Genomic DNA, 22,719 nt, shown 5'->3' with positions numbered 1-22,719 from the left:
CTTTTCAAACAAAGCAAGGGGGAGTCCTATGTTTAAAAAAATCCTAATCGCCAACCGCGGTGAAATTGCCGTTCGCATAATCAGAACTTGTCGAATACTTGGAATTAAAACGGTTGCCGTCTACTCGGAGGCTGACCAACACGCAGTGCATGTATATGAAGCAGATGAAAGCTATTTGCTTGGTGGTGCTAGGGTAGCAGAAAGTTATTTAAAAATCGAAAAGATCATTGAGATTGCCAAACGTTCAAAAACGGAGGCGATTCATCCCGGTTATGGCTTATTATCGGAAAATGCCGAATTTGCCCGCCGTTGTGAAGAGGCAGGTCTTGTTTTTATTGGCCCCTCTTCAGAAGTAATATCAGTGATGGGAAGTAAAATTGAAGCGCGCAAGCAAATGGAAAAAGCGGGGGTTCCTGTTGTACCAGGGATTACTCGTTCACTTGCAAATGAAGAGGAAGCCATAAATGCTGCTGAAAAGCTTGGCTATCCAGTTATACTGAAAGCTTCGGCAGGCGGCGGTGGCATTGGGATGCAAGTCGTCCAAAATGCTGACGAATTACGGAAAACATTTGAAGGAAATCAAAAACGCGCCGCCGACTTTTTTGGCAATGGCGATCTGTTTATAGAAAAGTATCTGAAAAATCCGCGTCATATTGAGATTCAGATTTTAGCAGATTTATTCGGCAACACCGTTTATTTATGGGAGCGGGAATGCTCGGTTCAGCGCCGTCATCAAAAGGTTCTTGAAGAAGCACCATCTGCATTTTTAGACGAAAGTACACGGCAAAAAATGGGCGAGGCGGCTGTAATGGCTGCAAAATCAATTGGCTATCAAAGTGCTGGAACCGTGGAATTTTTAGTCGATGAGGAGAAAAATTTTTATTTTTTGGAAATGAACACAAGACTTCAAGTGGAACACCCGGTTACAGAGGAAATTACCGGGCTTGATCTGGTAGAACAGCAGCTGAGGATCGCTGCGGGTGAGCCGCTGGGCTTTCACCAAAGGGAAGTAAAACGAGACGGACATGCAATTGAAGTGCGAATTTACGCTGAAGATCCGAGAACATTTTTTCCGTCCCCTGGAACGATAAAAGAGTTGTTTTTACCGGATGGAGAAGGGATTCGCAATGAGGTCGGGGTAAGTCGACAGTCGGTTGTGACTCCATTCTATGATCCCATGATCGCCAAACTTATTGCTAAAGGAATCACTCGAGTAGAGGCAATCGAGCGGATGCAAGAAGCATTGAGCCATTATAAAGTGACTGGGATTAAGACGAATATTCCGTTGTTGCTTCAAGTGGTCAAACACGAAGCATTTCGGAATGGCAACACAACAACAGATTTTATTGCAAAATATTTGCAAGTAAAAAAATAGGAGGACATTCGAAATGAGTAAAGTTGTCGCAAGCATGGCAGGAAGTGTATGGAAAATACTTGTTCAGCCGGGAGATCTGATTGGGGAAGGGCAGGAGGTTGTAATTTTGGAATCAATGAAAATGGAAATTCCAATCACAGCAGAAATGAGTGGCACCGTAAAAGAAGTGAAAGTGAACGAAGGAGATTTTGTCAATGAAGACGATGTTTTAATCGTACTGGACGTATAAGGGCGGTTTGGCTGTCGATATCACCCAATCGACAGCCATAAACGGCACTTTGTTAAACAAACAAAGCAGCTAGTGCAGCTTTGTTTGTATCATGTATAATGAAATTATTCTCTTTTCAACAGAAACGAAGGTAGAAATAAATGACAACATCAGTAGAATACATAAAGGAATGGCAGCAAGCACTCCAAAACGAAATCATGCACTTGAAGAAATTCGGCAGCAATAAAATGGTTATAACAAACGGAAGATTGGTGACTGCCGAGGGTTCATTCACCTACTATTTTGATACGGCTGTTCCCCTAAAAATTCCGGCAGGATCCTCAATCCGCCTTGAATGGGGAAGCAGCAGACAACAAGGGCGAGTGTTGTCTGCTGAAGGCAGCGGAATCATCCTTTCACTGGAAAGATCATTCGGAGATTTGATTGGGGAGGCCCACCTTTACCATGATCCATGGGAATTATTGGAACAGTTAATTTTACGGTTAGATGAGACCAAGAAGTCAAAGCAAAAACGGCTGCGAATCAAAAAATTAATGGATCCCTCTATGCCCCCAAAACATCCAGTGGAAAAAATTTCCGGAACGATTCACGAACTGCTGTTACGCTCAAAGTACAATCCTGTTACGTTTGTATGGGGTCCGCCTGGAACAGGGAAAACGTACACCTTGGCACGGACAGCCGCACACAAGTATTTTAAGGAGAAACGGGTTCTTCTTTTATCACATAGCAATCAAGCAGTGGATGTCCTTGTCAGTGAGATTTCCACGTTTATTGAAAAAAAGGGGCGGATCAGGGAAGGGGATGTCCTTCGTTATGGAAACAACTCAGGTGAAACCTTTCGTCATCGCGCTGCACTGACCACCTCGCAGCTTTTGGAAAAAGAAGATCCGCTTCTTGCGCAAAACAGAACAAAACTGGTCGATGAAAGACGGCAGCTAAAACAGGATCTGGGGCGATCTTTTAGCAAGCGGGATTCGGAAAAGCTATTGGAGTTGGAGACTAAAATTGCCCGGGTTCTCGAAAAAATCCGACAAAAAGAGTTTGAGTTTGTAAAAGATGCCTATATCGTTGGGACAACCTTGGCAAAGGCGGCAAGCGATCCGGCAATTTACGAAAAAGAGTTTGACCTCGTAATGGTTGATGAAGCCAGCATGGCATACGTACCGCAAGTTGCTTTTGCGGCTACCCTTGCAAAGCGTTTAATCGTAAGCGGCGATTTTAAACAATTGCCGCCGATCGCTGCTTCCCGTGATCCGCTTGTAACAACATGGCTGAAAGAAGATATTTTTCATAAATCCGGCGTTACGGAGTCGGTTCATACTGGAAAGCTTCATCCGCATTTATTTTTGCTTAAAGAACAACGGCGAATGCATCCCGAAATTTCAGCATTCACCAATCATTCTATTTATCAGTCACTCGTCGGCGATCATCCGAGCGTTGCGAAAAGCAGAACGAAAATAATGGAGTCAAATCCATTTCCAGGACGCGCCTCTGTTCTGGTTGATACTAGCCGTGCAGGCGCTTATTGCTTCTACGAACGAACCTCTCATTCTAGGGTGAATCTCTGGCATTTGCTGCTTTCGTTTCAATTGCTTCATGAAGCACATTGTGCTGGAGTAAGTTCGATTGGTTATGTAACACCGTACCGTGCTCAAGCAGCCGCAATGGATTTATTACTGCAAGATGTATATAAGAACGAACGGTTAACTGCTGATATCATTGCAGCAACTGTCCATCGTTTTCAAGGGAGTGAACGCGACGTCATGGTTTTTGACACGGTGGACAGTCCCCCTCAGGAGCGGGCAGGAATGCTTTTGACTGGTCGAGACAGTGAACGATTAATCAATGTAGCGATCACAAGAACAAAAGGGAAATTTATCCATGTAACCGATCGGAATTTTATAAAAAAACATGTTTACCGTGGCAAAACATTACGCCAGCTTGTGGACTATCAGGAAAAACAATGGCAGGTCATCGGGAGGAAGGACATTGGATCATGGGTGCAAAACCAGCATTCCCGATTGCAGTGGATGCACGCGCTCAAACTGGACCGTGTTTTTTACGATTTAACGACTGCCCGTTCGGTCATTGTTTCTTTGCCGGAACAAACCGTTCTTCCGGATCATTGGATAGAAAAACTGAAACAGCAAAATTTGACAGTGATTTCGACAAATCCATGGTCAGAGCTTCTACCAAACAACCGGATCAGTCTAGACCTTACATTTCCATTTATTCTGATTGATGATCATCTTTTGTGGCTCGGGCTCCCGTTAGAAGGAGCGATCGACATCGAGCCACCCTCTATTGCAGTACGACTAGATTCGGAAAAAGTATGCGAGTATCTCATTCGCCAGTTTCAAGTGGGGGAATAAAAAGGGTGCCAGACGAAACATCTGGCACCCTTGATCCTCTCGATCCGAACTGGTTAAGGTCCCGCAACAAGCGAAGTGTTCGAAAGGATCATCTTTATTATATGGAATTCACTGGTTTTTATTCTATTGGTTTGCTTCTTTTACCACTACTGATTCCGCAGCTGCGTTTCCTCGTGATTTTCGAATAAAGAAAGACAGTACAAATGCTGTAATGGTCATGTAGGTAGCAATCAGAAATGCATCATTTATTCCCATCACGGTTCCTTGGTTTATTGCTTGAGCCATATGCACCTTATCAGTCGGTAAAATATGCTGCTGAATAACAATGTTTTTTACATATGCTTTCCCCTGATTGGTCATAATCGATACGAAAAATGCCATACCGACCGCACCTGCAACCATTCTTAACGTGTTAACCATTGCCGTTCCATGGCGATTTAAATCTTGGGTAAGGTCATTTAAACCAGCCGTAAAGATCGGCATCATTAACAACGAGATACCAAACATTCGAATCGTATACACCGTGATCACATAAGTAAATGTTGTATTAGTTGTAAGCTTTGCTAAGGCGTATGTGGTGACGATCATAATGGCTAAGCCCGTTACCGCAAGCCATTTCGCTCCGTATTTATCAAACAACTTTCCAGTTATCGGTGACATGATTCCCATTATAACCCCGCCAGGCAGCAGCATAAATCCAGCTTCAAGCGGGGAAAAACCGCGTATGTTTTGCAGATAGATTGGCATGATAATCATCCCGGCAAATAATGCCATCGTGACAATCATATTAATGATCGTCGTTAACGTAAATAGCGGAAAACGAAAAATCCGAAATTCTAAGATCGGGTGCCCTACTGTTAGCTCCCGCCAAACAAAAAAAGCAACACTAATGGTGCCGATAATAAATAATGTCACTACTTCCGGATGAGTCCAGCCTTTTGTCCCGCCTGTGGAAAAACCATAGAGAATGCCGCCAAAACCAATTGTTGATAAAATGACTCCTAAAACATCCAGCTTTGGCCGGCCAGTTTTCGTTACATTTTTTACAAGAAAGATGGCAACAAGAAAATCTATTAAAGCAATCGGTGAAAGAATGTAGAACAATAAACGCCATGAATGTGACTCAATAATCCAACCTGCAACAGTTGGACCTACTGCCGGTGCGAAATTCATTGCAATCCCAAAGATCCCCATGGCAAACCCGCGGCGATTGATCGGGAAAATGGTAAAAATGACATTGGTGATTAACGGAAACAATACACCTGCACCGATTGCCTGGACAACCCGACCTACTAACACAATTGAAAAAGTAGGCGCAATGGCGCATAAAAAAGTCCCGACCGCAAAAATTCCCATTGAAGAAAGGAACAGTTGCCGCGTTGTAAATCTTTCCATTAAAAAGGCGGTAATTGGAATAATAATTCCATTTGTCAACAAAAAGATGGTACCAAGCCAGTTGGCTGTTGCTGCAGAAACATCAAAATAGTTCATCATTTTCGGCAGCGCTACATTAATGACCGTTTGATTTAAAAAGGCCACCAAAGCCCCGGCGATCATCACAATAAAAAGCGGTGTAGTGCGAATAGCTGGATTTTCAGCTGTATTCAATTGTATTTCCTCCAATCGTTTATTGAAAGCTTGGTATAAAAGGCAAGAACATTTGAATTTTTTAAGGGGATTTCACTTATCCTTATCGATACCTTGCTAATTGTGGATATTCAGCGAGTAATATTATATATATAGTACCTGCCATTTTGTCAATTAAAACCTTCGCGAATCGAAACAATTGGTTTACGAATAGTTTCCCAGTCACTTTAACTTTTGCATTCTTTCTCGTCCTTATGTACAAAAAACACCTTGGGCAGAAGAACTTCATGTGACATTATGCTTTGTGAAAAATTTTCAAAGTGAATGACTTCAACTAATGGGAAGATAATGGAAAAGAGAAATATAACAGCCGTGTGATTGCTTCAAGGCTTAGAAAAATTGAAAGGGAAGGGAAACACATATTGAAAAATCCAGAGGCCATAATTTACCATAGTATTGTGCTAATTTTCGGAAAAACACCAACTTGACAAAATGCTGATTACTAAGGATAATAACTAGTAAATCATGTACTGTAAAAGGCATGGGATTAGTAAATCTTCGGAATGTGACAGAGAGTGAAACCCGAGGCTGGAAGGTTTCTCACGGAAAAAAGATTGAACCTGCCCTAATGAAGCTGCTTATGAAAACATAAGCCGTTATCCACGTTACGGATCAGAGCGGGTGCTTATGCGCCAATAAAGGTGGTACCGCGGAACGATTTTTCCGTCCTTTTTCTAAAGGATGGGAAGGTCGTTTTTTTATTTTTGCAAAGAAAGGCAAGGCATGGTGGTATGAAAAAACAATTAATTGTTGTAAAAATCGGCAGCAGCTCGTTAACCACGCAAGCTGGCATACTGTCCGAACAAAAAATGCGCGATCATATTGAAGCACTTGCTTACTTAAAAAAACAAGACCATGACGTGATCTTGATTTCATCAGGTGCAGTTGCGGCGGGATTCAGCGCATTAGGATATTCTTCGCGGCCAAAAACGACTGCCGGGAAACAAGCGGCTGCTGCAGTAGGTCAGGGGCTGTTGATGCAGCATTATCATCAGCTTTTTCAAGAATTAGCGGTTACACCGGCGCAAATTTTAGTTACCAGAGATGACTTTTATAGCCGTGAACGTTTTCATAATTTGTATTCTACAATTTCAGAACTATTGCACCGGGGTATCCTGCCGATTTTGAATGAAAATGACTCTGTTTCAATCAAAGAGTTGACGTTTGGGGACAATGACATGCTTTCCGCTCTTGTCAGCGGCTTTTTGCATGCGAATGCGCTGATTATTTTAACGGACGTCAACGGATTGTACGACGGTAATCCGAAAGTTTCAAAGAATGCGAAAAAATATCATTTTATCCCCGAAGTTTCCGATGAACTGTTGGGCATCGCTGGAGATAGCGGCACAAAGGTCGGCACTGGCGGAATGCGATCGAAGCTGTTGGCAAGCCAAAAAGCGTTATCCCTTGGTGTAAGTGTATTTGTCGGTACGGGAAATGGAAGGGAAAAACTGACCGATATTTTAGCTGGCAAAGGGGACGGAACCTATATTGGCGGACCTTTCCAATCGCAAATGCAAATGAAAAAGCAATGGATTGCCTATCATTCCCAAGTTGGCGGAACGATAGAGGTCGATGAAGGTGCGGAAAAAGCAATCGTCCAAAAAGGCAGCAGCTTGCTTCCGGTCGGGGTAACCAAGGTAATAGGTAATTTTAATGCAATGGATGTTGTCGCCGTTCAAAATCAAAAAGGCGAGATCATCGGGAAAGGTCAAATCTATTATTCTGCTATGGATATTGAGAAGGTGAAAGGGCTGCCGAGCAACTTGGCAAAGGAATACTCGGTGAATCACCGGGCAGAAGTGATACACCGCGACAATTGGGTAACGATGAGAGGAGTGACCGCAAATGAGTGAATTGTTGGACAAAGCAAAAAAGCTAGGAAAAGCGGCGAAAAAGCTGGCAATTCTTTCGACAGCTGAAAAAAACGATGCCCTTGCAAAAATGGCTGAAGAGCTGTTACAACAAAAAGAATGGATTTTACAAGAAAATGCAAAAGATATTCAAACAGGAAAGGAAAACGGGTTGTCTTCCTCTTTATTGGATCGGTTGCTTTTGACAAACGAGAGATTGACACAGATCGCCGAAGGAATTAGCCAATTAATTCTTCTGAATGATCCAATCGGTGAAACGATTGAATTATGGGAGCGCCCAAATGGCTTGCAAATTGAAATGATCCGCGTGCCTCTCGGTGTGATCGGCATGGTGTATGAAGCTCGGCCAAATGTTACTGTTGATGCTGCCGGTCTTTGTTTGAAGGCTGGAAATGCGGTGTTGCTTCGCGGCAGCACGTCAGCGTTAAACTCCAACAAAGCACTTGTGCAGGTCATGCAGCGGGCATTAGCAGAAACCGCCATTCCGTCAGATGCGGTTCAATTGTTGGAGGACACAAGCCGGAAAACAGCTGGGGAGATGTTTCAATTAAATCAGTACTTGGATGTACTGATCCCAAGAGGCGGTGCTGGTTTGATTCAATCCGTGATTCAAAACGCGACCGTTCCTGTTCTTGAAACGGGTGTGGGCAATTGCCATATTTTTGTTGATGAAACAGCACAGCGGCAAATGGCGATCAACATCGCAATCAATGCGAAAACGCAGCGACCCTCTGTTTGCAATGCGGCAGAAACGATCCTTATTCATAAAAACTGGCCTTACATTTCTGAATTATTGGTGTCGCTTTCGGAAAAAGGTGTGGAGCTGCGCGGCGATGAGGCGCTTTTTTCCCAGTATTCATTTGTCACTCATGCATCCGAACAAGACTGGTCAACAGAATTTTTAGCACCAATTTTAGCTGTTAAACTGGTTGGAAATGTCCAAGAAGCGATTGAGCATATTGACCAATACGGAACGAAGCATTCGGAAGCAATTATTAGTGAAGACCACCAAAATGTCGAACGTTTTTTCCAGGCTGTTGATGCAGCTGTATTGTACCATAATGCCTCTACCCGCTTCACAGATGGGGAGCAGTTCGGCTATGGAGCAGAAATCGGCATTAGCACGCAAAAACTGCATGCCCGCGGACCGATGGGGCTGCGCGCCATCACCACCACAAAAGCAATTGTTCGGGGAAACGGGCAAATTCGTATATAATAAAAGCAGAAGCATCTCCTGCGTAGGGAGATGTTTTTGCTTTCATTGTTACGATTGTTTTAGAAATTTCGACTAAATTGTCGAACTCGTTAAAAGCTTGATTAAATAATCGAATTTAGAAAATCACTCTCTATTTCCCGTTAGGAATTATTTTGCGAGAAGCTTTGACGTAAGTTTTTAAAAAAAATGATTTTTAAGTCTTTTGTTTTATGCTTAAAAGGAGTAAAGTATTTTTAAGATAATGAAATTTCTTGAAAATACATAAGGGGTTGAGTCTTCATGCAAAATGAGCAAATACAAATTACACTAACTTCAACGAAAAAACCAAAACCCGATCCAAGCAAGCTGGGATTTGGCCATGTTTTTACCGACCATATGTTTATGATGGACTATCATGAAGGGCAAGGCTGGCATGACGCGCGCATTGTCCCTTACCAGTCAATTTCGCTCGAACCTGCGGCAATGATTTTCCACTATGGACAGTCGGTGTTCGAAGGATTAAAAGCATACCTGACAAAAGAGGAAGAAGTGTTGTTATTCCGGCCTGACCGTAACTTCAAACGGTTAAATCAATCAAATGACCGATTATGTATCCCGGAGATTGATGAACAGTTTGCCTTGGAAGCATTGAAAAAACTCATTTCCATTGATCGTGATTGGATTCCGGCTGCTGAAGGAACCTCGCTTTATATTCGTCCGTTTATTATTTCAACAGAGCCATATCTAGGGGTGGCTCCTTCCAAAAGCTATCAGTTTATGATCATTTTGTCTCCCGTTGGTTCTTATTATAAAGAAGGCATCAATCCTGTAAAAATCGCAGTTGAACGTCAATATGTTCGCGCGGTAGCAGGAGGAACCGGCAACGCAAAAACTGGCGGAAATTATGCAAGCAGTTTAAAGGCGCAGGAAATTGCAGAAAAAATTGGCTACTCACAAGTTTTATGGCTCGATGGGAAAGAAAACAAATACATCGAAGAAGTGGGCAGCATGAATATTTTCTTTAAAATCAACGGGGAAGTGGTAACTCCAGACTTAAACGGCAGCATCCTTGAAGGGGTTACAAGAAATTCAATTATCCAATTGCTGAAGCATTGGAATATACCTGTTATTGAAAGACGCATTTCGATTGAAGAAATCCAGCAGGCATGCCATGACGGCCTATTGGAAGAAGCATTTGGAACGGGGACAGCGGCAGTTATTTCACCAATCGGGGAGTTTTTATGGCAGAATGAGAAACTGCCCGTTCAGGATGGAAAAATAGGCAAACTGACAAGAGAATTGTATGACACATTAACAGGTATCCAAAATGGCACCAAACCAGATCCATTCGACTGGTGTGTAAAATTATAATGGATTAGAATGAAAGGGGTGAAACATTCACCCCTTTTTTAAGTCTAATGAGCTAGTTCTCGAAGCTTCGTTAATTGGTCAGGAGTGTTTGTAAATATGCCGTCAACTCCTAAGGCGAGCAAGGCAGCTAACACATCTTTTGAATTTCCTGTCCACGCATGAACGAACAGCTGATTTTCGTGAGCGGCTTCAATTAATATAGGTTCAACAAGTTCTTTACTCGGACCAATACCGGAAGCATACGTGGAAATCCGGTCGAATTCCTGCTTTAAGTCCTTGCCTTTAATCATTGAAGCACTATAAAGTTGAATTAGCTTTACATTTGGTGCAAGTTTTTTTATTTTTCGCAAACTGGATTCACTGAATGATTCAAGAAAGAGTTTCTTATCATCAAGAACATTATTTTTACGAAGGGTTTCGATTAATTTTTCCTCCATCCCCGGATAAACGATAGGTGCTTTTGTTTCCATATAAAGACCGGCTTTTCCCTTGCCATCTTGTTTTACGATTTGGATGGCTTCATCTAGAGTGGGAACCTTTTGGCCAATATACCCCTTTTTCGCCAAAGCAGGATATGCAGCATTAAACCAGGAACCGGCATCAAGCTGTTTAATTTCAGCAAGAGTGAAGTCTTTTACACGCCAAGGTGATCGATCGGGATAAACTTCTTTTGCATTTGTCGTTCTCTCAAGGGTTTCGTCATGCATTGCAATCAATTGGCCGTCCTTGGTCATTTGCAGATCGAGTTCAACATAATCCGCCTTCATCTGTATTGCCTTGCGATAGCTTGCCAATGTATGTTCAGGAGCGTATGCAGAAGCGCCGCGATGGGCAATGGTCGCAACATGGGTCGCGATTGGATGCAGCTGCTGTGATGGCTGCTTTTTAGCTGCAAAAATGCTCCCGCTTAGCGCGTGAGTCCCTATCGTCCATGGAGCCGTTAACGAAAGAATCAGGAAAAAGAAGACGAGTCCTGCAATCAATCTTTTTGTCATCTTGTAAAATCATCTCCTTTTCCGATTTCTTATTATACTTATACTCATTTATTGGATCTTTGTAAAGATTGTTTTAATGGAAAATGAAGCTTTGGTAAACATACCAGTTTCATGGCCTTGCCGAAGAAACGGTTCTCCATACAATCAACATTCCATCCATATCGTTATATGAACATATTAACAGCGGCCGTTTATCATTGCCGTTTTTCTTTTTCACAGAAATAGGTATGAATAAAAGAACAAGAAACCATACTAGTAAAAAAATGTATGGAGGGATTGCAATGTCAATTGAAGCCGGATCGAGATACCAGATTTCAAGTACAATTAAAGGCTATTACAACTCAGCAGAGTCATTAACAGTGATAAGAAACAATGGAATTACCATTCAATTTACCCTTGCTGAAGGAAAAGGCTATGGTTCGATGCCGATTCAGCATTTTCAATACTTGTTGAAAAGATCCGAACTAACACCAATGACCAACAAAAAATCATTGTTAAGTCAAGAAATTCAGGATGAGCAGATTGGTTAATATACTCAAAAACAAGGCTATTTTGAAAATTCTTTACATCCACGAATGAAAGCACCCAAAGAACGGCAAACCAATAGATGTTGAATCACTCACTCAATTCCTACCGTATTCACCAATCTCAACAATTTATTTTACAAAAAATACTAATGCTGCCCCAGTGATGATAAAACTGGAGGCAGCATTGTTTTTGCATGTTTCAACCTCTCTCCAGCATATAGTAGATAAGGACAAGCGGGATGGGGAGAGGAAAAAATGGAACTTCTTTTCGTATTGCTTCATTATTTATTTTTGGGCTTTAGTTTGGCAGCACCCATTGGGCCTATGAATATTGAAGTTTTAAAGCGGGGTTTAACAGAGGGAATGCGTTCTTCCTGGTTCGTTGGCCTTGGCGGTTTAACTGGCGATATTGTATTATTCATGGCCATCCTTTTTGGGATTCATCCATTTTTGCAAATAAAAATCATCCAGCTATTCATGTATATATTTGGTGTTCTGATGCTTAGTTATCTTGGTTTAAACAGCATGTATACAGCGTTATATAAACCGCTTGACAGTCCGGATACCAAACCTCCAAGAACGAAAAGTCCATTTTTCACGGGAATGACGATCTCTTTGGCAAATCCAATCAGCCTTGTTTTTTGGTTTGGAATATACGGTACAGCGCTCCAAGAATTAACGGCTATTTATTCATTAACCTTCTCATTCCTTTGTAGTTTAGCAATTCTTCTCGGCTTGTTTTTTTGGAACTTGTTCTTGGTTTTAGCCGTTCATTTTTCGAAAAAATTAGTGAAGGAAAATCTTTTAAGAGGAGTAACCTTTAGCGCTGGAATATTTCTGCTCGGATTTGGCTGGCAATTTTTCACTGAATTACTCAAATTATTGCAAAAAACTTCCTGACTTCAATAACTAGGATACCCGGGTTTAAATATTGGATACGTTTTAAAAATAAAGGTAAAATAGAAGCAATCAAGAAAGTAGAGGTGCAGCAGCGATGAGGGAAATTATTTTATATACAAGACCAACCTGAACGGATTGCATGGCGGCGAAAGAGTTTCTTTCGAAAAATGAAATTTCTTATACGGAAATTGATTTGACCAAACAACCTGAAAAAGAAGCTGAATTGAAGGAACGAACTGGATCCAAAATCGTTCCGTCATTCGTGATTAAATTCGGCGGTTTTGCGGGCATATTTAAAAAACCAAAAGTGTTTATCGGTTTTGAAGTAAATGAAAAAGTACTCAAAAAGCTCCTCCAATAGAAATGAGTGATTCCAACGCAAGCAGACTGTACCGAAATTCTGTCTGTCTTAAGAAGACCGGAACCGGTCTTTTGAATGAATCACCAATAAAATTCCAACTATCAGAATAAGTGAAAAAGTGGCGAACATACGAAAAAAGAAAGGACAGGAATAATCCTGCCCTTTTACTTTTCCGTTCATTCATGCACTACAAAAATAGACTTGTCTGGGAGATGTTTCAGTTAATGAGGAATGACGACCCAGGCGTTTGGCAAGTAGCGCATGCCAACTCTCGTACTAGTAGCTGGCTTAAGCAGTAATGCTCCGTCTTTTATCATGGTCGTTGAGCCGCCGCCATCCATGGCAATTGCATTCACAGCATTGTACTTTTCGAACAAATGAGCCATATCGGACATCGATGCGCCGCGGTGAGTTTTGTCCCAATAAAATCGACCGTCGGTGATAATCATCACTACACTGCCGTCCTGTCTTTGACCAATCGCAGTTCGTGGAGCCCATCCCCAGGCACCATCAAGATTCGCTGATACTCGGTTTACACCGTTTACGATTAATTGGGGCCCAAAGCTGACAGCTTCCCGAACCCCTAATTTCAAAAGTTGATTTACGGAGTAATTCCCAGTAATAAATTCCCCGTCTTTTAGAAATCCACCGACCAGTTGCGGTGCATTGCGATCTCCGCCTGAAAGAACGCTTCCGTTACTAATGACAATTCCAAGCATTTGTCCACCCGAACCAGTTCCGCCTTTATCGACAAATCCACCTGCATTAATACCCGCGATGGCATTGTTTTCTGTTATTAAATCTGAAAGGGCTTCTCCTTTATAAGAGTACTTCGAAGTTACTACATGAACGGTGGTTGGATCTGGTATGATCATTACTTTCGCCGTAAAATTAGCAGTATTGACAGTGTCAACCTGAATAGACTCTGATAAGCTGGGCTTCATAGCTGCTTTTGCAATATGATTATTTTTTTGGTCTGTTATTTTTGATTCCACCGTTTTCGGATTCTTCCAAGCATCGTACAAAGCATCAAATTCCGATTTAGAAAGTAAAAACCGTAAATATTTAACATATTGGGGATGCTGTGTTGAAAGAACGGATCCCACTAGCAATTTTCGGTATTGCAAACCTTGATCTGTTCCATAGAGAAATCCCCCGCCGGCAGTGAGGAACATCAGAAATAGGATCAAAAAAACACGCCATAAACGATTTTTCTTCCGTTTTCGTTTAGAGCGGGTCATATATTCGGCATCACGTGTAATCAGATCCATGCCATGTCTCCTTTTTAAAAAAAATTAAAAACTGAATTTATCATACATAGACAGTGGAAGTCTTACAAGTTAAATTTTCATGAAATTACTCGTTTTTTGTCAATTTTCTGTAGATCATGCAACTGTCATCCGTTCTTAAAGAGAATGAAGTTTGTTTCAATAGACACACTATTTAGGGGGAATCAACGTTTCAAGATTTTTTCACTTTTAAAAAATACGATGGAGGGTATATAAAACAGTATACGGAATGCCATCTACTCGCTTTATCTATTCCGTAATCATATCGACTGCCAAGGGAGGAAGTTTTATGTATTTTCGTTCATTTTTTGATGAAAGGCTTGCCCACATGTCCTATTTTGTTGGCTGTCAGCGAACAGGGGATGCAATCGTAATTGATCCGGCAAGAAATATCGAACCATATCTTCAGATCGCTCAAAGAGAAGGGTTTGAAATTGTCGGTACCGCTGAGACCCATATTCATGCTGACTATTTGTCGGGAGCAAAAGAGCTAGCGCACCGAACTGAAGCAAAGTTGTATTTGTCAGATGAAGGAGATAAGGATTGGAAATATGTTTATGCAAAAGATTATCCGCATGAACTTTTAAAGGATGGATCGACTTTTATGGTTGGCAACATCCATTTTAAGGTAGTGCATACACCAGGTCATACGCCTGAAAGTATTTCTTTTTTACTTACAGATGAAGGCGGAGGGGCAAAAGCTCCCATGGGGGTGTTTACAGGGGATTTCCTGTTTGTAGGAGATGTCGGCCGCCCGGATCTGCTTGAAAAAGCGGCAGGTGTCATGGGTACCTCGCAAGCAGGAGCTAAGCAAATGTTTGCATCCCTTCAGAAAGTTGAAGATCTGCCAGATTATTTGCAGGTTTGGCCAGCTCATGGCGCTGGAAGTGCTTGCGGGAAATCTTTAGGTGCCGTGCCAATGTCAACACTTGGCTATGAAAAACAGTTCAATTGGGCTTTCCAAATTAAAGATGAGGAAAAATTTGTGAAAGCATTGCTTGAGGGCCAGCCGGAGCCGCCAAAATATTTCGCCCAAATGAAAAAACTGAACAAACTGGGACCGGATCTCCTAAAAAATGAAGAGACCCCACAGACGTCGCTTCCTGTACCAAATCATACCGATCTTGTAGATACAAGAACGGCAAAGGATTTTGCCGCAGGACACGTAAAAGGCTCGATCAACATTCCATTCAATCAATCATTTGTCAATTGGGCAGGCTGGCTGTTACGTTATGACCGAGATATTGTTTTAATTGCCCCTAAAGAAGAAGTACCGGAAATTAAAATAGCACTGCAATCGATTGGACTTGATCGGATCACTGGATATATTCCGATAGAAGAACTCGGTACCGATTTGGAATCGTATCAAAATGTTTCTGTAAGAGAAGCAAAAGAACTGATCGATGACAAGGATTATTTTGTGGTGGATGTTCGTAATCAAAGTGAATGGGATGCCGGTCACATTCCTGAAGCGTATCACTATATGTTAGGAAATTTAACAGATCATTTGGATTCGCTGCCGAAAGATAAAAAGATCATCACTCAATGCCAAGGTGGAGGAAGATCCGCTATTGGTGCAAGCCTTCTTCAAGCAAAAGGATTTACTGTTTTGAACTTAGAAGGTGGGTTCTCGGCGTGGGAAAAAGCAGGAATGCCAGTTAAAAAAGAATAATGGCCGATTACCATCCTCTGCGAATAGAGCTGAGGATGGTTTTTAGAGTAAATAATTTTTGCAAGGTTTCGATAAAAAATTGTACTATAGAAATGAGAAGGAAGGATCGCCTGTTTACTAAATCATTCGAACCGTTACAATCTCAACTATTTCATACATAGGAGTGAATACCGTTGAAAACAACGATACAATGGACAGAAAAGATGGCATTTAAAAGTACAACACCATCCGGACACGAAATTCGTATAGATGCGGCAGAAGAAATTGGCGGAACAAACAGCGGGGCAAGGCCAACGGAATTGTTGTTAAATGCGGTTGCTGGCTGCACAGGGATTGATATCATTTCTATCCTGCATAAAATGCGCTTGAATCCAACCGCTTTTTCAATGGAGGTTGAAGGAATCCGTGCGGATGATCATCCAAGACGCTTTACCGATATCAACATCCATTATGCATTAGAAGGGGATCTTCCTGAAGATAAAGTAATCAGAGCGATCCAATTATCAAAGGATAAATATTGTTCAGTTGCCCATTCACTAAATTCGAATATAACCGCAAGCTATTCCATCAATGGTGGAGAAGCAAAAAATTTGAACTAAGTTTTTCTAAATCAGCCGTGAACAGTTGTGATAACAGCTATTCACGGTTTTTTTCATTCCGCAATTTGTCAAAACTACACGACTTTTTTCGTATTTAATAGAATTTGATCGAAAAAATTGCTTTTTCGCTTTATAATATAACAATGTTAAGATTTTTGGCTCTTCGCTATTTAGTATTGAAAAAACAACATAATAGGATCTAGTCTTTTCTATCATTTTTTGGGCACTGCCAGCATTCAATGCTCCGTTAATGGCAAGAGGAAAACCAAAAACCGGACAAGGGAATGTGTTCAATTGCTCGCTCAGTATTCACCACCTGTAACTTGAATAATCACCCAAAATGTGGACATACTTATTCATGGACAAGGGAATGTGTTCGGTTGCGAGCGAGGTATGGCTCCAAACTGTAACGCATTCTTTTTTGCTTATTGGTTATTTTTTACGACTCCTTGACCAAGTCCAGTTTATTAACTGTTGCATAAATCATGGCAATAAAATTATCTGGAGAACGGTATCCACGGGCTTTTCTTTTGGCAGCTTGAACCAAACTGTTTATTCCTTCAAGCAGACCATTGGTCAATTTGGTTTTAAACCATCTCAAAATACCGTCTTTATGCTTTTTTAGCGACTGTGCTAACTTAATCATCGGTTCCAGTTGAGATCGGATTGCCCAGTTATACCACTCATCAAAGTATAATTCAGAGATGCCTGCTGATTTAGTAAACATTTTCTGCAATGACAATTTCATACGATATGCACGACCTGTTGCTAGATCCATGTCCTTAAGTTTGGCATATGTTTTCTGTTGCTTTTCGGTAAGATTTTCTTGGTTTTTAAGCCATACATACCGTGAATTCTTTAGTTCCGGCTGAGTGGCCTGTTCTTGCCTTCGTACGTTGTCCAATGCTTCATTGACCATTTTCATCACATGAAATTTGTCAAATGTAATCGGTGCTTCAGGGAAATGCTCTTCAATACCTGAGATAAACGATGGAGACATGTCACAACAGAAATCTTTAATTTGAGAACGTGGAACACCTTTCCTATCAAGGAATTGGCAGAATTCCTGTAAGACATCTGCTCCTTTTCCAGTCGTGACAAAAATGACCCGTTTGGTGTCCGTATCTACAAATAATGTCACGTATTTGTGGCCTTTTGTACGCGAGGTTTCGTCCATAGCTACACTTTTTACATTGGAAATATCAATGTTTTCAACCGCTTTATCAACGTAGTGTTTAAAGACTCTCCAAAGACGGGTATCATGTTCACCAACTTTACGGGCAACTGCGGCAACTGGCATTTCAACCATCAACGACAACACATGAAATTCGAAAAGTATTGAAAATCCGGCTCCTGGGCGTGCCCAATCAATGATAACAGTAAGTATTTTTCCACATGATTCACATTTAACCCTAGGCATTCTTGCATGAAGTATGGTTTGATATTGCCAAAAGTCAAGATGTCTCCATGTACGGTCTTGATCCTGAATATCATGAACCTTGCATCCCGGTGATCCGCAATTAGGACATGAAAATTCAGCGCCTTTTCTGTACTCAAGATAAATGTGAAGTGTTTTTTCCTCTTTGGCTAATTCATGATGAAAAACATACCATGGTTCAGGTATTTCTAAAGCTGCTTCAAATACATCATAATCTTCTGGGTAATCTTTCATAAAGCTCTCAACTCCCAGGCGTTCTATTAGTTTTTACCCAGTATTGACAGTTTTATGAGGTTTTAAACTAAACACTAAATAGCGAGGAAGCAGATTTTTTTTCGAGAAGGAGGAAAAACGAATGGTTTGGACATTAGCCGTGCTGTTTGGAATATCAGCTATATTGCTGATTCTATCTAGTATAAAATCTTTAAAATCAGCAAAAGAAGAGCAGAAAAGAATGGATCTCGCGCACATCGCTTTAGTAAAAGATATCAATGATTTGCAGGACTCAATTCGAACTATTGAACTGAGTATGGAAATAATATTAAAAGAAGCTGGGATCCAGCTTTCCCAAAGTGAATTGCAAACTCTTCGCGAGGTGCTAGATTTATATAAACGCGGCTATTCAATTGAAAGCATTGCCAAGAAAAAACAAGTTTCAGAAAGTGAAATTAGCCAAATGCTTGCGCCATTTCAAATTCAGCCGGAAGAAAGGGGAAAAGTTGCAAATGAAATTTAACAAAATGAGCAGCTTTGCAGCAGGAATCTTTCTTTCAACAAGTATAATTGGCGGAGTTTATTTTTTTGGAAATGACAAGGCAGCTAAAGCGGACCCGAAGTCAACAGCAAAGCAGTCAAATGCAGCGGTTCAACTTTCAGAGGGTCAGATGAAAGACAAACTGGCTGTGGCAGGATATATCGTGCAAAAAAAGGATGAGTATAACAATAATCTTAAAAAAGCAGCGCAATCCGGCAAGAAAGACACCACTTCTGCTGATCCTTCATCTCAAAAAGTTGTCTATAAAGCTGTGATCAATGTTGCAGATGGGATGACCAGTATCGACGTCGGTAACGCGTTGCAAAAAGCGAATATCATTCAAAATGCTTTTAACTTTTCAAAGGATATTGAAAGCCGGGGATTGCAAAACAATTTACGTCCAGGTACATTTGTCGTCGATAGTGAAATGTCTTACGACCAAGTCATTGCAACGATTTTTAAAAAATAATATTGATGTTTAACCAGAAGGCCGAATCGCACGCAAATCGATTCGGCCTTCTGGTTTTTAAATCGAATCAGTTTTATATGTTAACCTATATTAAAATTAGGTTGACATATAATGAATAAGCAAGTATTCTAAATTTTGTACAACTATTACTTTGGAGGTTCATAGATGAAGCTTAAAACAATTGATCTCACTCTTGCTGGAATGTTTGTGGCGTTAATGGGAATTGGCGCGAACATTACATCAATTGCACCGTTTTTTGTTATTGGGGGAGTTCCGATTACATTGCAAACCTTTTTTGCGATTTTAGCAGGTGTGGTTCTTGGAAGCCGTTTAGGAGCGATTGCAATGACTGCATATGCACTCGTTGGTTTAGTCGGGGTCCCAGTGTTTGCGAAATTTAGCGGTGGTTTTTCGTCGATTGTCAGCCCTACTTTTGGATTTATCGTTTCCTATATTCTTGTAGCCTGGGTCATTGGTTACATAATCGAAAAATCGAACAAAACAACTAGTATGTACATTGTGGCCGCATTAATTGGGATGGTTATCAACTATGCGGTTGGTACGAATTGGATGTTTGCAGCTTATAAAATATGGGCAGCTGCCCCAGAAGGGTTTTCGTATAAAATGGCCTGGTTGTGGATGGTTGTTCCGCTGCCAAAAGATATAATTCTTGCCATTTTTGCTGGGATCCTCGGTCAACGTTTAGAAAGGACAGTTTTAACCAGGAGTCAATTTAAAAATATCAAAAATGCGTGATGATGGGTTTTATTTATTCTTCAATTTTTCCTAAAACCCTTGCTTCTAATTTAAAGCAACAAATATAAATTAGAAGCGAGGGGGGAATTGTGCAAATCGTAAAAGTTCGTTAAATAGGATTGACCATCTCCATTTCAGCTTTGCTGATATCATCGTAGATGCTTGCTTCGCAATAAAGTTGATTCCATCCTTCATATAGCTTTTGGGCAGTTTCATACGCATCAAACGGCACATCATCTTCTGTTTGCAATTTTTCTGTTAACTCACGGTAAGTTTCTTCCCATTCTTCCAAGCTTCTCAAGTCGAACATTTTTGAAAACTTTGTCCGCATACTTTCCCAATGAAAATGAAGGTTGTTGCACCATTCCAATAACTGTTCACGATATTGTTGCATTTCTCTGTTTTTTTCAAACTCCGCTTCTGCCTTCTCTTGATATGCCTGATTTTCACTGCACAGATGCTCCCAACTTTCATATAGTTTTTTCGCACTCCGATAGTCATCAAATTCCACATCACCGTCTGTGTCTAATTTTTCTGTCAATTCCCTATGAGATTCTTCCCATTCCTCTAAGGTGATTGGATCAGAGTGATTTATAAACTGTGGTTTCATACTTTCCCAATGCAGATAAATATGATTACACCACTCCAATAAGTCTTCCCGGTATTGTTTTTGCTGTTCCATTTCCATTCCAATTCCTCCCCAGATATACTTTCTGTTTTGCCTTCCAATTGGTCACAATTTCATGCTATGAAGAATTGTTGTCCTAGGAGTAGACAGATACCCAAATTTACCCAACAGAAAATAAAATGCTGTTTAACTAAACTTCCATCTGTTTTATACATTCTTGTACTCTAATAGCGAACTACTTAGTGTTGTGCCCGGTTGTTGTTTATAGTCGCGGAAAAAGACCGTGTATACCTTCTGCGATCATTTGAATAGCTATAACAGCAAGGATTAAACCCATTAACCTTGTAACAACATTCAATCCACCTTGGCCAAGTTTGGCAATAATGGGGGATGAGTAGTAAAACAAGAAATAAGAAAGGGCAAGTACTAATACAAAAGCAACAAAAACCATTATCAAATTATTGAGATTATGTGAGCTGGAATGTGTCATGACGGTAGCAATCGTACCTGGTCCAGCCATGATCGGCAGGGCAAGAGGGGTAATCGAAATATCTTCTTTTTCCGTTGCTTCCTTTTTTTCTTTTGCTTGCGGACTCTGCGCCTTTGATGTTTTCGCATGGAGCAAGTTATACGCAATTCCGAAAATCAAGATTCCGCCAGCTACCCGAAACGCATGAATCGTGATCCCAAACATGGAAAAAATAAAATTGCCGAGTACTAGAAAAACAGTTAAGATGCACAAAGAAACAATCGCAGCTTTCCTGGCAGTACGTTTCTTTTCCTCTAGAGAATATCCGTTTGTAAGGGAAATAAAGATAGGAATATTTCCAATCGGATTCATCACAGCGAAAAAAGATACGATCAATTTTAAAAGCAGACTAAGCAAACAACTTCCTCCCTTACTGGTTTCAAACCAAAATTTTCTGAGTTCTATTTTTATATTACCCACAAGAGGAGAAAGGTAACTTATTATTGCAATCTTCCTTTGATGATTTGTTTATCTAAGAATGCTGCAAACACGATCCCCACACTATAATGAATCAAATCCGCAAAAAGAAATCCCTTCCCAAGTATTAATGCGCCCAGTAGCGTACCGCGAATATGGTTGATCCAGTCCGCTTGGTACAACTGACTGAACTTAATGGCAAAACTAAATATGAAACTAAGCCAAATGGCTGTGGCAAAACGATTATGAACGAACAGAAAGCGGAAACCGAAATAAACCATTGTCGCCCAAAGCATGTCTCCAGCGTTCTCTGCTATAAATGTGAAGAGCAAAAAGCCGTATTTCCTTGAGGCAAGACCCAAAAAGATTGTGATTGTAATTGCAACTATATAATAGACCCTTATTTTTTTTCGGGAAAGTTGTCGGTGTACTTTTTTCATCCTTCCTCCCTTTAAATCGACCGCAAGTTATACTATCATTATACTAAACAAATTTCGTAGGAGAAAATCATGGCAAAATCCAAAAAGTCCAAGGCGGAAAGAAGAAGAGATCGAGAAATTGTCGAGCAATATCATAAAATGGTAACTGAGAAAGCATTGGAGCCATTGTATAATAATTTTTTGGAATGGAAGGCAGGAAAAATGCCTTACTTTGAATTAACGGAACGCGTTCATGAATTTCATAAGCAAAATCAAAAAAATTGGTCTATGTTTAACTATAATGGCTGGGATGATGAATTTCTTATATTCCAGGCGAAAAAGGATTTAAACTTATTGACCGAAGAGGAAAAAGAACAATTTAAAAATTTTTTAAACTGAGAAGAAAATTGGAGAGGTTTTAATTGGGAAAAAAGAAGAGGAGAGGCCATTTTTGCATCGGATGTGAAGAATACCTTCCAAATGAAAAATTTAGCGGGAAAGGGCATCGCAAGCATCTATGCAAAAAATGCCAAAAATCAAACAAGGCACAAAGTACAAATCAATACTCAGACGAAAATTTTGCCTTCATAGCAAGTTACACTTCAAACGGATTCCCATATGGTATTACATATGAGGAGTGGGAGGAGATAGAGCCATCATTTGAAGAGAAAGATCCAGAATGGGAATATGAGCTAATTAATCTACCAGAAAAGGTAGCGGCTCAGCTTCGCAATTTAAATGTGGAAGATTCTCTAAAAAAATCGATCTATTTTTCCATCGCTATTTCGCTATTAGTAACAAATTCAATTTCGCATTTCGCTTCCTCGCTATTTAGTGTTTAGTTTAAAACCTCATAAAACTGTCAATACTGGGTAAAAACTAATAGAACGCCTGGGAGTTGAG

23 protein-coding genes and 1 other annotated feature are annotated in these 22,719 nt (G+C 40.7%); of the genes, 16 read left to right on the top strand and 7 right to left on the bottom strand.

Going from position 1 to position 22,719, the window contains the following annotated elements; translation table 11 throughout:
- Positions 1-28: 28 nt before the first annotated feature.
- The 3 genes from ACQYAD_RS12180 to ACQYAD_RS12170 all read left to right on the top strand — a co-directional run bounded on the left by ACQYAD_RS12180 (position 29) and on the right by ACQYAD_RS12170 (position 3,976).
- Positions 29-1,375 carry an acetyl-CoA carboxylase biotin carboxylase subunit gene (locus tag ACQYAD_RS12180; RefSeq protein WP_430238493.1) on the top strand — a complete coding sequence of 449 codons (1,347 nt, stop codon included), beginning with the start codon at positions 29-31 and terminating at the stop codon, positions 1,373-1,375.
- 13 nt (positions 1,376-1,388) lie between these two features.
- Positions 1,389-1,604: an acetyl-CoA carboxylase biotin carboxyl carrier protein subunit gene (locus tag ACQYAD_RS12175; protein WP_430238491.1), complete on the top strand. Its 216-nt coding sequence runs from the start codon at positions 1,389-1,391 to the stop codon at positions 1,602-1,604.
- Positions 1,605-1,744: 140 nt separating this feature from the next.
- Complete coding sequence (locus tag ACQYAD_RS12170) at positions 1,745-3,976, top strand: AAA domain-containing protein (protein ID WP_430238490.1); 2,232 nt, start codon at positions 1,745-1,747, stop codon at positions 3,974-3,976.
- Between the two features lie 123 nt (positions 3,977-4,099).
- Here ACQYAD_RS12170 and ACQYAD_RS12165 read toward each other — a convergent pair whose 3' ends face one another.
- On the bottom strand, positions 4,100-5,533 hold the full coding sequence (locus tag ACQYAD_RS12165) for a DHA2 family efflux MFS transporter permease subunit (RefSeq protein WP_430238810.1): 1,434 nt from the start codon (positions 5,531-5,533) through the stop codon (positions 4,100-4,102).
- 563 nt (positions 5,534-6,096) lie between these two features.
- Positions 6,097-6,297, top strand: a binding site (T-box leader).
- 57 nt (positions 6,298-6,354) lie between these two features.
- Between ACQYAD_RS12165 and proB the strand changes: the two genes are divergently transcribed.
- From proB to ACQYAD_RS12150, 3 genes are all read left to right on the top strand, one after another.
- Entirely contained in the window at positions 6,355-7,479 is a 1,125-nt protein-coding gene (proB, locus tag ACQYAD_RS12160) for a glutamate 5-kinase (RefSeq protein ID WP_430238489.1), read from the top strand.
- On the top strand, positions 7,472-8,713 hold the full coding sequence (locus tag ACQYAD_RS12155) for a glutamate-5-semialdehyde dehydrogenase (protein WP_430238487.1): 1,242 nt from the start codon (positions 7,472-7,474) through the stop codon (positions 8,711-8,713). The genes proB and ACQYAD_RS12155 overlap by 8 nt, the downstream gene beginning before the upstream one ends.
- A 279-nt stretch (positions 8,714-8,992) precedes the next feature.
- Positions 8,993-10,063, top strand: coding sequence for a branched-chain amino acid aminotransferase (locus tag ACQYAD_RS12150; protein ID WP_430238486.1), 1,071 nt, complete (start codon positions 8,993-8,995; stop codon positions 10,061-10,063).
- 44 nt (positions 10,064-10,107) lie between these two features.
- Here the strand turns inward: ACQYAD_RS12150 and ACQYAD_RS12145 are convergent, their stop codons facing one another.
- The gene (locus tag ACQYAD_RS12145; RefSeq protein WP_430238484.1) at positions 10,108-11,058 is read right to left on the bottom strand and encodes a glycerophosphodiester phosphodiesterase; all 951 of its coding nucleotides are present in this window, start codon (positions 11,056-11,058) and stop codon (positions 10,108-10,110) included.
- 281 nt (positions 11,059-11,339) lie between these two features.
- Between ACQYAD_RS12145 and ACQYAD_RS12140 the strand changes: the two genes are divergently transcribed.
- From ACQYAD_RS12140 to ACQYAD_RS12130, 3 genes are all read left to right on the top strand, one after another.
- On the top strand, positions 11,340-11,588 hold the full coding sequence (locus ACQYAD_RS12140) for a hypothetical protein (protein ID WP_430238482.1): 249 nt from the start codon (positions 11,340-11,342) through the stop codon (positions 11,586-11,588).
- Between the two features lie 252 nt (positions 11,589-11,840).
- Positions 11,841-12,485: a LysE family transporter gene (locus ACQYAD_RS12135; protein ID WP_430238480.1), complete on the top strand. Its 645-nt coding sequence runs from the start codon at positions 11,841-11,843 to the stop codon at positions 12,483-12,485.
- A 139-nt stretch (positions 12,486-12,624) separates the two neighbouring features.
- A complete protein-coding gene (locus tag ACQYAD_RS12130) occupies positions 12,625-12,846 on the top strand; it encodes a glutaredoxin family protein (protein WP_430238478.1) in 222 nt (73 codons plus the stop codon).
- 221 nt (positions 12,847-13,067) lie between these two features.
- Here ACQYAD_RS12130 and ACQYAD_RS12125 read toward each other — a convergent pair whose 3' ends face one another.
- Positions 13,068-14,117 carry a phosphodiester glycosidase family protein gene (locus tag ACQYAD_RS12125; protein WP_430238476.1) on the bottom strand — a complete coding sequence of 350 codons (1,050 nt, stop codon included), beginning with the start codon at positions 14,115-14,117 and terminating at the stop codon, positions 13,068-13,070.
- A gap of 307 nt (positions 14,118-14,424) precedes the next feature.
- Here ACQYAD_RS12125 and ACQYAD_RS12120 point away from each other — a divergent pair, with 307 nt between their 5' ends.
- Positions 14,425-15,807, top strand: coding sequence for an MBL fold metallo-hydrolase (locus ACQYAD_RS12120; RefSeq protein ID WP_430238474.1), 1,383 nt, complete (start codon positions 14,425-14,427; stop codon positions 15,805-15,807).
- A gap of 173 nt (positions 15,808-15,980) precedes the next feature.
- Positions 15,981-16,406: an OsmC family protein gene (locus ACQYAD_RS12115; protein WP_430238473.1), complete on the top strand. Its 426-nt coding sequence runs from the start codon at positions 15,981-15,983 to the stop codon at positions 16,404-16,406.
- A gap of 439 nt (positions 16,407-16,845) precedes the next feature.
- Here ACQYAD_RS12115 and ACQYAD_RS12110 read toward each other — a convergent pair whose 3' ends face one another.
- The gene (locus tag ACQYAD_RS12110) at positions 16,846-18,078 is read right to left on the bottom strand and encodes an ISL3 family transposase (protein WP_430238457.1); all 1,233 of its coding nucleotides are present in this window, start codon (positions 18,076-18,078) and stop codon (positions 16,846-16,848) included.
- 121 nt (positions 18,079-18,199) lie between these two features.
- On the opposite strand from ACQYAD_RS12110, the gene ACQYAD_RS12105 reads away from it, so the two are divergent.
- The 3 genes from ACQYAD_RS12105 (at position 18,200) to ACQYAD_RS12095 (ending at position 19,823) form a co-directional block, all read left to right on the top strand.
- On the top strand, positions 18,200-18,580 hold the full coding sequence (locus ACQYAD_RS12105) for a hypothetical protein (protein ID WP_430238471.1): 381 nt from the start codon (positions 18,200-18,202) through the stop codon (positions 18,578-18,580).
- Positions 18,570-19,067, top strand: a complete 498-nt coding sequence (locus tag ACQYAD_RS12100; protein WP_430238469.1) for an aminodeoxychorismate lyase — start codon at positions 18,570-18,572, stop codon at positions 19,065-19,067. Before ACQYAD_RS12105 ends, ACQYAD_RS12100 begins: the two co-directional genes overlap by 11 nt.
- 165 nt (positions 19,068-19,232) lie before the next feature.
- Positions 19,233-19,823: a biotin transporter BioY gene (locus ACQYAD_RS12095; protein WP_430238467.1), complete on the top strand. Its 591-nt coding sequence runs from the start codon at positions 19,233-19,235 to the stop codon at positions 19,821-19,823.
- Between the two features lie 109 nt (positions 19,824-19,932).
- Here ACQYAD_RS12095 and ACQYAD_RS12090 read toward each other — a convergent pair whose 3' ends face one another.
- The 3 genes from ACQYAD_RS12090 to ACQYAD_RS12080 all read right to left on the bottom strand — a co-directional run bounded on the left by ACQYAD_RS12090 (position 19,933) and on the right by ACQYAD_RS12080 (position 21,837).
- Positions 19,933-20,511, bottom strand: a complete 579-nt coding sequence (locus tag ACQYAD_RS12090; protein ID WP_430238465.1) for a hypothetical protein — start codon at positions 20,509-20,511, stop codon at positions 19,933-19,935.
- Positions 20,512-20,713: 202 nt separating this feature from the next.
- Positions 20,714-21,337: a MarC family protein gene (locus ACQYAD_RS12085; protein ID WP_430238464.1), complete on the bottom strand. Its 624-nt coding sequence runs from the start codon at positions 21,335-21,337 to the stop codon at positions 20,714-20,716.
- 83 nt (positions 21,338-21,420) lie between these two features.
- Positions 21,421-21,837 (bottom strand): DUF2809 domain-containing protein, encoded by a 417-nt coding sequence (locus tag ACQYAD_RS12080; RefSeq protein ID WP_430238462.1) that lies wholly within the window; start codon positions 21,835-21,837, stop codon positions 21,421-21,423.
- Positions 21,838-21,906: 69 nt separating this feature from the next.
- On the opposite strand from ACQYAD_RS12080, the gene ACQYAD_RS12075 reads away from it, so the two are divergent.
- Together ACQYAD_RS12075 and ACQYAD_RS12070 are read left to right on the top strand one after the other, a co-directional pair.
- The gene (locus ACQYAD_RS12075) at positions 21,907-22,215 is read left to right on the top strand and encodes a hypothetical protein (RefSeq protein ID WP_430238460.1); all 309 of its coding nucleotides are present in this window, start codon (positions 21,907-21,909) and stop codon (positions 22,213-22,215) included.
- A 23-nt stretch (positions 22,216-22,238) separates the two neighbouring features.
- Positions 22,239-22,658, top strand: coding sequence for a hypothetical protein (locus tag ACQYAD_RS12070; RefSeq protein ID WP_430238459.1), 420 nt, complete (start codon positions 22,239-22,241; stop codon positions 22,656-22,658).
- Positions 22,659-22,719 lie beyond the last annotated feature (61 nt).

The organism is Neobacillus sp. SM06 (assembly GCF_050496765.1).
Lineage (GTDB): Bacteria > Bacillota > Bacilli > Bacillales > Cytobacillaceae > JAEVLT01.
Note: the sequence above shows the minus strand (reverse complement) of the source record. Positions and strands in the feature narration are given on the sequence as shown.

Bases quoted from the DNA above. Each gene is read 5' to 3' on its own strand.
- ACQYAD_RS12100 (WP_430238469.1), top strand. From the start codon at position 18,570: ATGAAATTTAACAAAATGAGCAGCTTTGCAGCAGGAATCTTTCTTTCA.
- ACQYAD_RS12125 (WP_430238476.1), bottom strand. From the start codon at position 14,117: ATGGATCTGATTACACGTGATGCCGAATATATGACCCGCTCTAAACGA.
- ACQYAD_RS12135 (WP_430238480.1), top strand. From the start codon at position 11,841: ATGGAACTTCTTTTCGTATTGCTTCATTATTTATTTTTGGGCTTTAGT.
- ACQYAD_RS12080 (WP_430238462.1), bottom strand. From the start codon at position 21,837: ATGAAAAAAGTACACCGACAACTTTCCCGAAAAAAAATAAGGGTCTAT.
- ACQYAD_RS12095 (WP_430238467.1), top strand. From the start codon at position 19,233: ATGAAGCTTAAAACAATTGATCTCACTCTTGCTGGAATGTTTGTGGCG.
- ACQYAD_RS12165 (WP_430238810.1), bottom strand. From the start codon at position 5,533: ATGATCGCCGGGGCTTTGGTGGCCTTTTTAAATCAAACGGTCATTAAT.
- ACQYAD_RS12175 (WP_430238491.1), top strand. From the start codon at position 1,389: ATGAGTAAAGTTGTCGCAAGCATGGCAGGAAGTGTATGGAAAATACTT.
- proB (WP_430238489.1), top strand. From the start codon at position 6,355: ATGAAAAAACAATTAATTGTTGTAAAAATCGGCAGCAGCTCGTTAACC.
- ACQYAD_RS12075 (WP_430238460.1), top strand. From the start codon at position 21,907: ATGGCAAAATCCAAAAAGTCCAAGGCGGAAAGAAGAAGAGATCGAGAA.
- ACQYAD_RS12145 (WP_430238484.1), bottom strand. From the start codon at position 11,058: ATGACAAAAAGATTGATTGCAGGACTCGTCTTCTTTTTCCTGATTCTT.
- ACQYAD_RS12155 (WP_430238487.1), top strand. From the start codon at position 7,472: ATGAGTGAATTGTTGGACAAAGCAAAAAAGCTAGGAAAAGCGGCGAAA.
- ACQYAD_RS12110 (WP_430238457.1), bottom strand. From the start codon at position 18,078: ATGAAAGATTACCCAGAAGATTATGATGTATTTGAAGCAGCTTTAGAA.
- ACQYAD_RS12180 (WP_430238493.1), top strand. From the start codon at position 29: ATGTTTAAAAAAATCCTAATCGCCAACCGCGGTGAAATTGCCGTTCGC.
- ACQYAD_RS12150 (WP_430238486.1), top strand. From the start codon at position 8,993: ATGCAAAATGAGCAAATACAAATTACACTAACTTCAACGAAAAAACCA.
- ACQYAD_RS12090 (WP_430238465.1), bottom strand. From the start codon at position 20,511: ATGGAAATGGAACAGCAAAAACAATACCGGGAAGACTTATTGGAGTGG.
- ACQYAD_RS12120 (WP_430238474.1), top strand. From the start codon at position 14,425: ATGTATTTTCGTTCATTTTTTGATGAAAGGCTTGCCCACATGTCCTAT.
- ACQYAD_RS12140 (WP_430238482.1), top strand. From the start codon at position 11,340: ATGTCAATTGAAGCCGGATCGAGATACCAGATTTCAAGTACAATTAAA.
- ACQYAD_RS12105 (WP_430238471.1), top strand. From the start codon at position 18,200: ATGGTTTGGACATTAGCCGTGCTGTTTGGAATATCAGCTATATTGCTG.
- ACQYAD_RS12130 (WP_430238478.1), top strand. From the start codon at position 12,625: ATGGCGGCGAAAGAGTTTCTTTCGAAAAATGAAATTTCTTATACGGAA.
- ACQYAD_RS12170 (WP_430238490.1), top strand. From the start codon at position 1,745: ATGACAACATCAGTAGAATACATAAAGGAATGGCAGCAAGCACTCCAA.